Source organism: Salinisphaera sp., from assembly GCF_035690525.1.
In the GTDB taxonomy this organism is placed as follows: domain Bacteria; phylum Pseudomonadota; class Gammaproteobacteria; order Nevskiales; family Salinisphaeraceae; genus Salinisphaera.
Map to the genome: position 1 here is coordinate 1 of NZ_DASSKM010000186.1, position 9612 is coordinate 9612.

Below are 9612 nucleotides of genomic sequence, written 5' to 3' on the forward strand. Positions count from 1 at the left end.
CACCATGACCCGATCAACCGTCCTATCTTCAAGCGTGCTCGTTTTATCTTGGAAATTCAAGCTTAAAGCAACGCTTTTGAACCCGGCTTCCAGCGCTCCGCCGCGAAAGACATCGAAAACATCCACGGACTGAATCAAGGCTTCGTTCAAATTGTTGACTGTTGCCATCAGTTCTCCGACGGTAATTTCTTCGCGCACGACCAGTGCAAGGTCGCGCGCGACCCGCGGCTGGTCCGAGGGCGGCTCGTACCGCACCAACCGGCTCGCATCAAGCGCGTCACTATCGATCTCGAACAGATACGGCAGATTCTGCCCCTTGTAGCGCCGCCCGAAAGCGGGCGCGAGTTGGCCGATCCAGCCGACAGCCCGATCTTCGACATAAATCCGTGCGGATCGGCCCGGATGCAGCGCCGGGTGTTTTTCCGCGCGCAAAACGGGCGCCCGACCGGCCCGCGCGAACAGCGCTTCGACATCGCCCAGCAGATCGAAGAAGTCGAGCTCGCGGGCAACGCCGTCCCAGTGCGGCGGTTCAGCGGCACCCGCGGCCAGGCCGGCGATCGTGTCGACCTGCGCCATGCCATGCTCGGCGGATGCGTCCGGCCAAAAGCGCAGCCCCTGCTCGTACAAACGTACGCGGGACTGCTGACGGCGACTATTATACGCCCAGGACCCAAGCAGGCCGGCCCAAAGCGTACGCCGCATCACGATCATTTGATCGGAAATGGGATTATCGAGGGCAAGCGCGTCTGCGGCGCCGGTCAATTCGGCATGCAACGCCGGCTCGACAAAACTGTAGGTGATCGCTTCATGATAACCGCGCTGGCGCAGCACCTCGCCGGGCGCCGTCGCTTCGGCCAACGTATGCCCAACGCGGGCCGGAGGCAATTCAATGCCGCCGGCGTCGGCGGTCAGCCGGTCATAGCCGTAGACCCGGGCCACTTCCTCGACGAGATCGGCTTCGATCGCCAGATCGTAGCGCCAGCTTGGCGGCGCGACACACCAGACCTGTTCACCGGTTTTTTCGCACCCGGCCCCGAGGCCGGTGAGCGCCGCTTCGACGAAATCGCCGGGAATCGACTGCCCGAGCAGGCGTTCGATCTGCCCGCCGCGCAGTTCGATACGGCGATCGCTTGGCCAGACCGGCCACCCTTCGGCCACCACAGCCGGGCCGCAACGACCGCCGCCGAATTCGATAAGCAGCGCGCTCGCGCGGTCGAGCGCGCGCACATGCAGCATCGGGTCGACGCCGCGCTCGAAGCGGTGCAACGAATCGGTATGAATTTTGTAACGGCGCCCCTGCCCCGCGACCGCGGCCGGCGTGAAGCAGGCGGCCTCGAACAGAATGTTGCGCGTGGTTTCATCCACCGCCGTGCGCTCGCCGCCGATCATGCCGGCGATGGCTACCGGGCCGGTATCGTCGGCGATGACCAGCGTATCGGCAAGCAACTCGACCGCCTGGCCGTCGAGCGTGACGATCGGCTCGCCGGCCGCGGCCCGACGCACATGGATGCCGCCCACCAGTTTGTCCGCGTCGAACGCGTGCATCGGCTGGCCGGTCTCCAGCATCACGTAATTGCCGATATCGACCGGTAGATTGATCGACCGGATGCCGGCCCGGCGTAGCCGTTCGCGCATCCAGACCGGCGCCGCGGCGTTCGGGTCGATACCGCGCACCTGACGGCCGGCGTAGGCCGCGCAGAGATCCTCGGCCTCGATCGATATGTCCGGCGTCTGTTCGATGCGGACTGGCGGCGCTTCCGGCTCGCGCTCGCTCAGCTCGGACCCGAAGGCGACCGCGACTTCGCGCGCCACGCCGCGCATGCTCAGGCAATCACCGCGATTCGGCGTGAGATCGACTTCAATAATCGTGTCCGCCGTATCCAGATAATCGGCGAGCGCCATACCCACCGGCGCCTCGGACGGCAGCAGCCACAGCCCCCCCGCATCCGTGCCGAACCCCAGTTCGGCCGCGCTGCACAGCATGCCGTTCGAGGCCGCACCGCGCAGCTTGGCCGCCTTGATTTTCATCCCGTTCGGTAGCCGCGCGCCCACGGTCGCCACCGGAACGCGCGCCCCGGCCGCGACATTCGGCGCGCCGCAGACGATCTGCCGGCGCTCGGCGCCGGTATCGACATCGCAGATATGAAGCGTGTCGGCGTCGGGGTGGGCTTGGCAGTTTGCCACCTCACCGATGACGATCCCGGCCAAATCGGGCGCTGCCGGCTCGATGGCATCGACTTCCAGGCCGGCCATCGTAAGCTGCTCGGCAATGGCATCGACGTCGGCCTCGACCCGGACCCATTCTCGCAGCCACTGCTCGCTGATCCTCATGACGCCTTCCTATGCGAACTGCGCGAGCATGCGCAGGTCGTTGCTGTAGAACTGCCGCAAATCGGTCACGCCGTAACGCAGCATGGCCAGCCGTTCGATGCCCATGCCGAAGGCATAGCCGGTATAACGCGACGCATCGACACCGGCGGCCTTGAGCACGTTGGGATGGACCATGCCGCAGCCGAGCACCTCCATCCAACCCGATCCGGTGCCGAGACTCCGGCCATCGATATCGACCTCGGCCGACGGCTCGGTGAACGGAAAATACGACGGCCGAAAGCGCAGCTTGAGCTCGGCATCGAAGAACGCTTCGAGAAACGACTGCAGCTCGGCGCGCAATTCGGCAAAGCTGACGTCCCCGGCCACATACAGGCCTTCGACCTGGTGGAACATCGGGCTGTGCGTGCGATCGGAATCATGCCGATAAACCCGGCCGGGCGCGATCACGCGAATCGGCGGCTGGCGTTGTTCCATGGTACGGATCTGCACCGGCGAGGTGTGGGTGCGCAGCAGCAGCCGGCCGGCGTCGAGATAGAACGTATCCTGCATCGCGCGCGCCGGATGGTCGGGCGGCACGTTCAGCGCTTCGAAGTTGTGGTAGTCGTCCTCGATCTCCGGGCCCTCGACCACTTCGAACCCACGTTGCACGAACAACGCCTCGATGCGGCGGCGCGTCAGCGTGATCGGGTGAATCGCGCCCGGCCGCTCGCCGCGCCCGGGCAGCGTCACGTCGATCGACTCGCGCGCCATGCGCTCGGCGAACTGTCGCTCCTCGAGTTCGTGCCGGCGGGTCTCGATGGCCTCGGCCAGTTCGCGCTTAAGCGCGTTGATCGCCGCGCCGGCGGACTTGCGCTCCTCGGCGGACAACGTACCGAGCGATTTCAGGCGGGTCGTGATTTCGCCCTTCTTGCCCAGAAGGGCAACGCGCTGCGCATCGAGCGCGCGTAGGTCCTCGGCCGCTGCGATATCGGACACCGCGCGCACGCGCAGCTGCTCGAGTTCACTCGTCATGCCCTCGGCCCTCCCCGGCCGTCTCGAAATTGCGGTATCAGACGCCCATATACAAGTCGGTGACGAAATACGCAATGTGTTGCGATTTCGCCGCGGGCGAGCCGAAGCGGCCCACCTTCATTACTCCGAAAAGCTTGTCTATTTATCGCCGGAGCAATAAAACAAAAAGGGAAAGGCAGCGGCCTTTCCCTTTCGAACACTATCAATCGCCTAGGACGCGCTGGGCGCGAGCGATTGCGGCTATTGGGCGGCCCGCGCCTGCTCCAGAACAGCGCTAAAGGTCGCCTTGTCGCGCACGGCCAGATCGGCCAGGATTTTGCGATCCAGTTCAATACCGGCCTTCTTCAGGCCGTTCATCAGCGTGCTGTAGGACATGCCTTCGGCCTTGGCCGCCGCGCTAATACGCGTAATCCACAGCGAGCGGAAATCGCGCTTGCGGTTGCGGCGGTCGCGATAGGCATACTGGCCCGCCTTGATGACCGCCTGGTTCGCCACCCGGAACGTGCGGCTGCGCGCACCGTAGTAACCTTTCGCCTTCTTGAGAATTTTCTTGTGGCGGGCCTTGGCCGCCACGCCGCGACTGACTCGTGCCATTTTCGCGCTTCCTGTGGTGAATCTGATATAAAGCGCGCCCTAATAGGCGCGCTGCGGTTGATCGGTCGCGCCTACTTGTAGGGCAGCAGGCGCTCCATGGACGGCTGATCCGCCTTGTCGACGAGCGCGCCCTTGGCCAGACGCTGCTTACGCTTGGGCGCCTTCTTGGTCAGAATATGGTTGCCGAAGGCGCGACTGCGTTTGAGCCTGCCGCTGCCGGTGCGCTTCAAACGCTTGGCGGCGCCGCGATTGGTCTTGATCTTGGGCATACGACTCTCTTCTCGACTCGGACTGTAGGCGGTTAGGCCGCTATTTCTTGCTGTTTCGGGGCACGCCCTTCAACGGGGACATGACCATCGTCATTAAACGGCCCTGCATTTCCGGCCGCTGTTCAACCGACGCCCATTCCTCGAGGTCGGACTGAACGTGCTCCATCAATTCCATACCGAGTTCCTGGTGGGCCATCTCGCGACCACGAAAACGCAGCGTGATCTTGATCTTGTCCCCGTCTTCCAAAAACTCTTTCAGCTTGCGCAGCTTGATGTTGTAATCGCCCTTGTCGGTTCCGGGGCGAAACTTCACTTCCTTGAGCTGCGTCTGCTTCTGCTTCGACTTGCCGGCCTGCTGCGTCTTCTTCTTTTCGAAGACGTGCTTGCCATAATCCATGATCCGGGTTACCGGCGGGCTCGCATTCGGCGACACCTCGACAAGGTCGAGATCGTATTCGCCGGCCTTGGCCAGCGCTTGTTCGATCGGCATGATGCCAACCTGTTCACCTTCGGGATCGATGACTCGAACTTCCCGCGCAGTGATCGCCTCGTTTCTGCGATCTTTTTGTGCAGCAGCGATTGTCGACGTCCTCCTTGCTAAGCCGGCGTCACGCCCAGCCGACCGGTTCGACGGGCGTAAAGCGCGCGATTATATATAAAAGATCGCGCGTGTTCCACCGGCTTTTAAGTTAATCTCGATTCTTGATCTGTGTGGTCGCCCGCTCGACGAAATCGGCGATCGGCATCACGCCGAGATCCTCGCCCGTGCGAGTTCGTACGGCTACCGCGCCATCGGCCAACTCGCGATCGCCGACCACCAGCAGATAAGGCACGCGTTGCATCGTGTGCTCTCTGATCTTGTAGCCGACCTTCTCATTTCTCAAGTCCGTATCGACCCTAAGGCCGGCATCGCGCAGCGTATCGGCCAGCTCGGCGGCGTAGCCGGCCTGGGCGTCGGTGATATTGAGGATCACCGCCTGCACCGGCGACAGCCATACCGGCATCGAGCCCGCGTAGTGTTCGATCAGAATGCCGATGAAGCGCTCGAGCGATCCGAGAATCGCGCGATGCAGCATGACCGGCATCTGCCGATCGCCGTTTTCATCGACGTATCCGGCGCCCAACCGCTCCGGCATGGAGAAATCGAGCTGCATGGTGCCAAGCTGCCAGACCCGATTCAGACAGTCGCGCAGCGAGAACTCGATCTTGGGGCCGTAAAAAGCACCCTCGCCCGGCTGCAGTTCGTAATCCAGCCCTTTGTCTTCCAGACATTTCTGCAGCGCCGCTTCGGACTTGTCCCATATATGATCGGAGCCGACGCGTTTTTCCGGGCGCGTCGACAGCTTGATCAGCACTTCGTCGAAGCCGAAGTCGGCATAGACCTCGTAGAGCAGATCGATGAACTTCGAGACTTCCTCGCCGATCTGGCCCTCGGTACAGAAGATGTGCGCGTCGTCCTGCGTGAAGCCGCGCACGCGCATCAGCCCGTGCAGTGTGCCGGAGGCTTCGTTGCGATGGCAGGAGCCGAACTCGGCCAGCCGTAGCGGCAGATCGCGGTAACTTTTCAGTCCGCGGTTGTAGATCTGCACGTGCGCGGGGCAGTTCATCGGCTTGACCGCGAACTGACGGTCTTCCGAGCCGGTGATGAACATGTCGTCCGCGAATTTTTCGGCGTGGCCGGATTTCTCCCACAGCGAGAGATCGATCAGCGACGGCGTATGGACTTCCTTGTAGCCCTCGCGATTGAGGCGCGCGCGGATGTATTCGGTGATTTGCAGATATATCTGCCAGCCGCGGTCGTGCCAGAAAATCATGCCCGGCGCTTCTTCCTGAATATGGAAGAGATCCTGCTTGCGGGCGAGCAACCGGTGATCGCGCTTCTTGGCTTCTTCCAGAAACGCCAGATGCGCCTTGAGATCCTTCTCGTTAGCCCAGGCGGTGCCGTAAATGCGGGTGAGCATCTCGTTATCGGAGTCGCCGCGCCAATAGGCGCCGGCCAGGCTCATCAGCTTGAAGGCGCGCAGATGGCGCGAGTTCGGCACGTGCGGACCGCGGCACATGTCCACGTAGCCTTCGTGGTGGTACAGAGCGATGGTCTCGTCTTCCGGAATTTCGCGCACGATCGCCTGTTTATAAGGCTCGTTGCGGTCGACGAACGTGGCCAGCGCCTGGTCGCGCGTGACCACCTCGCGAATCACTTCATGATCGCGTCTGGCGAGTTCGTGCATGCGCGCCTCGATCGCTTCGAGATCCTCGGGCGTGAGCGCGCGGCCGATGCGAATGTCGTAGTAGAAGCCGTCTTCGACAACCGGCCCGATCGCCATCTGTACGTCCGGGTACATCGTCTTCAGCGCCTGGCCCAGCAGGTGGGCGCAGGAATGGCGGATGATATCCAGGCCGTCCCGCTCGCGCGCGGTGACGAGTTCGACCTTCGCGTCGTGCTCGATCGGAACCGAGGCATCGGCCAATTCGCCGTCGATGCGCGCCGCGAGCGTGGCCTTGGCCAGGCCGTCGCCGATCGACGCGGCGACCTGCATGCCGCTCACGGGGTGGTCGAACTGCTTGACGGTACCGTCGGGAAGCGTGATGGCGGGCATCGCGTTGTCCTGTCAGTGGCGGCCGATACGAAGGGCCGCATGCATGGCCGACCCGTTGCGGGCCGCGGGAAATAAAAAAGCCGCAGGCGGCAGCCGACGGCTGATTCGATGTCTGGTAGGCGCGGCCGGATTCGAACCAGCGACCTCTACCATGTCAAGGTAGCGCTCTAACCAACTGAGCTACGCGCCTAACGAGGACACGAAAGATACCGACGTTTAGCGGTCCAAGCAACCGTTTTTTAGTCACGCACCGTTGATCGCTTCGTACCCTATCTTCTTATCTGCGTGCATCTGCGGATGAACTTAAAGAAAAATCCGCGTCGACGAATCAACCCGCCTTGGCCGGCAGTTCCAGCGCGTGCTCGCGGATCTTGGCGATCCGGTCGCGGACCTTGCCGGCCTCCTCGAACTCGAGATTCTCGGCGTGCTTGAACATCTGTTTTTCGAGCCTGTCGATCTCCTTGGCCAGTTGCGTCGCCGACATCTTGGCGTAATCGGCGCCGACCTCGGCGACCTTTTTCTTCTCCTTGACCTTGCTGTAGTCCTCGTAGCCGTGGCGCATGACATCGGCCACCGCCTTGCGGATGGTCTGCGGCTCGATGCCGTGTGCCTCATTGAAGGCGATCTGCTTGGCGCGACGGCGTTCGGTCTCGTCGATCGCACGACGCATCGAGCCGGTGATCTGGTCCGCATACAGGATCGCCCGGCCTTCGACGTTGCGCGCCGCGCGCCCCATGGTCTGGATCAGCGAGCGCTCGGCGCGCAGGAAGCCCTCCTTGTCGGCGTCCAGCACGCCCACCAGGGCGACCTCCGGAATATCCAGCCCCTCGCGTAGCAAGTTGATCCCGACCAGCACATCGAACTCGCCGAGCCGCAGATCGCGGATGATCTCGCTGCGCTCCACCGTATCGATGTCCGAGTGCAGATAGCGCACCGCCACGCCGGCTTCGTGCAGGTATTCGGTCAGGTCCTCGGCCATGCGCTTGGTCAGCGTCGTAACCAGCACGCGCTGTTGCTTGACGATGACGGTCTGGATCTCCGAGAGCAGATCGTCGACCTGGGTTTCCGCCGGGCGCACCTCGACGGCCGGGTCCACCAGGCCGGTCGGACGCACCACTTGCTCGACCGTGTTGTCGGTGTGCTCCAGTTCATACGGCCCCGGCGTGGCCGAGACATAAATCATCTGCGGCGCGACCCGCTCGAACTCCTCGAACTTCAGCGGCCGGTTGTCCAGCGCCGAAGGCAGCCGGAACCCGTACTCGACCAACGTTTCCTTGCGCGCCCGGTCGCCCTTGTACATGCCGCCGATCTGGGGGACGGTCACATGCGACTCGTCCAACACCATGATCGCGTCATCCGGCAGGTAATCCAGCAGACAAGGCGGCGGCTCGCCCGGTTCGCGGCCGGATAGATACCGTGAGTAGTTCTCGATGCCGGAACAGAAACCGATTTCGTTGATCATTTCGAGATCGAACAGCGTGCGCTGCTCGATGCGCTGGGCCTCGATCAGCTTATTCCGCGACTCGAAATACTTCACCCGCTCGCGCATCTCCTGCTTGATCGAATCCATCGCGTCGACGATCCGGTTGCGCGGCGTGACATAGTGTGTCTTCGGATAGACCGTCAGCCGCGGCACCTTGCGGCTGACGGTGCCGGTCAGCGGATCGAAGTACGATAACCGCTCGACTTCGTCGTCGAACAGCTCGATTCGCACCGCCTCCTCCTCGGCCTCGGCCGGATACACGTCGATGATCTCGCCGCGCACGCGATACGTGCCGCGCTCCAGCGTCATGTCGTTGCGGGTGTACTGCAACTCGGTGAGGCGCTTGACGATGTCGCGCTGGCCGATCGTCTCGCCCTCGTCGAGATGCAGCACCATGGCGAAGTAGGCCTGCGGATCGCCCAAACCGTAAATCGCCGACACCGAGGCCACCACAATCGTATCGCGCCGCTCGATCAGCGCCTTGGTCGCCGACAGCCGCATCTGCTCGATATGCTCGTTCATCGACGAATCCTTCTCGATGAAGGTGTCCGACGACGGCACATAAGCTTCCGGCTGATAATAGTCGTAATAGGAGACGAAGTACTCCACCGCATTGTTCGGGAAGAACTCCTTCATCTCGCCGTAGAGCTGGGCGGCCAGCGTCTTGTTCGGCGCCATGATCAGCATGGGCCGGCCAGCCCTCATCGCGACGTTGGCCATGGTGAACGTCTTGCCCGAGCCGGTCACGCCGAGCAAAACCTGATGCGCGAGACCGTCCTCCAGCCCCTCGACCAAACCATCGATCGCGCCCGGCTGGTCGCCGGCGGGCGCCCAATCCGCTTTGAGTTGCAGTTCGTTACTCATGGCCCCAACCATTGGCCCGACCGCCGGTGTTTGCAAGGTATGGATTACGCGCCGGACTCTTCCGTCGATGCAGCGCGCCGGCACCGGCTAAGCCGGCCGACTAGGCTTGCCAACCGGCATTTCATCCCCTACGATACGCAACCTTCGCCGCCTTGCGGTGAAGAGATTCCCCGGTAGCTCAGTTGGTAGAGCGGGTGACTGTTAATCACTAGGTCGGCGGTTCGAGCCCGTCCCGGGGAGCCAGATAAAACAAAGGGTTGCGAGCAGATGCCGCAACCCTTTTTTATGCGTGTCCAAAACCAGCGCGCTTTGATAGACGCCACTTGTTCTCTTGAAAGGGCGATGTCGACGTCCGGCTTTTGGTCAAACCGCGGCAGTAGATCTAATCGGGCGCGGTGAGGACGTTCTCCAGATCCGTCGTATCGACCAGGGGATCGTCGAGTTCGATTTCGACGCGTGACCG

The 9612-nt window shown here is 62.6% G+C and carries 7 protein-coding genes and 2 tRNA genes; 1 reads left to right on the top strand and 8 read right to left on the bottom strand.

Translation table 11 applies throughout. The features are described 5' to 3' along the window. The 8 genes from pheT to uvrB form a co-directional block, all read right to left on the bottom strand. The coding region (gene pheT, locus VFJ08_RS14410) for a phenylalanine--tRNA ligase subunit beta (RefSeq protein WP_324997922.1) at nucleotides 1–2331 on the bottom strand (2331 nt) is incomplete at its 3' end. Nucleotides 2332–2340: 9 nt separating this feature from the next. Next, nucleotides 2341–3342 (bottom strand): phenylalanine--tRNA ligase subunit alpha, encoded by a 1002-nt coding sequence (pheS, locus tag VFJ08_RS14415; protein ID WP_324997923.1) that lies wholly within the window; start codon nucleotides 3340–3342, stop codon nucleotides 2341–2343. A 240-nt stretch (nucleotides 3343–3582) separates the two neighbouring features. Continuing rightward, on the bottom strand, nucleotides 3583–3936 hold the full coding sequence (gene rplT, locus VFJ08_RS14420) for a 50S ribosomal protein L20 (protein WP_324997924.1): 354 nt from the start codon (nucleotides 3934–3936) through the stop codon (nucleotides 3583–3585). 71 nt (nucleotides 3937–4007) lie between these two features. Then, nucleotides 4008–4166, bottom strand: a complete 159-nt coding sequence (gene rpmI / locus VFJ08_RS14425) for a 50S ribosomal protein L35 (protein ID WP_349257026.1) — start codon at nucleotides 4164–4166, stop codon at nucleotides 4008–4010. Nucleotides 4167–4245: 79 nt separating this feature from the next. Then, on the bottom strand, nucleotides 4246–4785 hold the full coding sequence (infC, locus tag VFJ08_RS14430; protein WP_324997928.1) for a translation initiation factor IF-3: 540 nt from the start codon (nucleotides 4783–4785) through the stop codon (nucleotides 4246–4248). Nucleotides 4786–4894: 109 nt separating this feature from the next. After that, entirely contained in the window at nucleotides 4895–6802 is a 1908-nt protein-coding gene (gene thrS / locus VFJ08_RS14435; RefSeq protein WP_324997926.1) for a threonine--tRNA ligase, read from the bottom strand. Nucleotides 6803–6915: 113 nt separating this feature from the next. After that, nucleotides 6916–6992, bottom strand: a tRNA-Val gene (locus tag VFJ08_RS14440). Between the two features lie 138 nt (nucleotides 6993–7130). Continuing rightward, a complete protein-coding gene (gene uvrB, locus VFJ08_RS14445; RefSeq protein ID WP_324997927.1) occupies nucleotides 7131–9149 on the bottom strand; it encodes an excinuclease ABC subunit UvrB in 2019 nt (672 codons plus the stop codon). 167 nt (nucleotides 9150–9316) lie between these two features. Here uvrB and VFJ08_RS14450 point away from each other — a divergent pair. Next, nucleotides 9317–9392: transfer RNA gene (locus VFJ08_RS14450), tRNA-Asn, on the top strand. Nucleotides 9393–9612 lie beyond the last annotated feature (220 nt).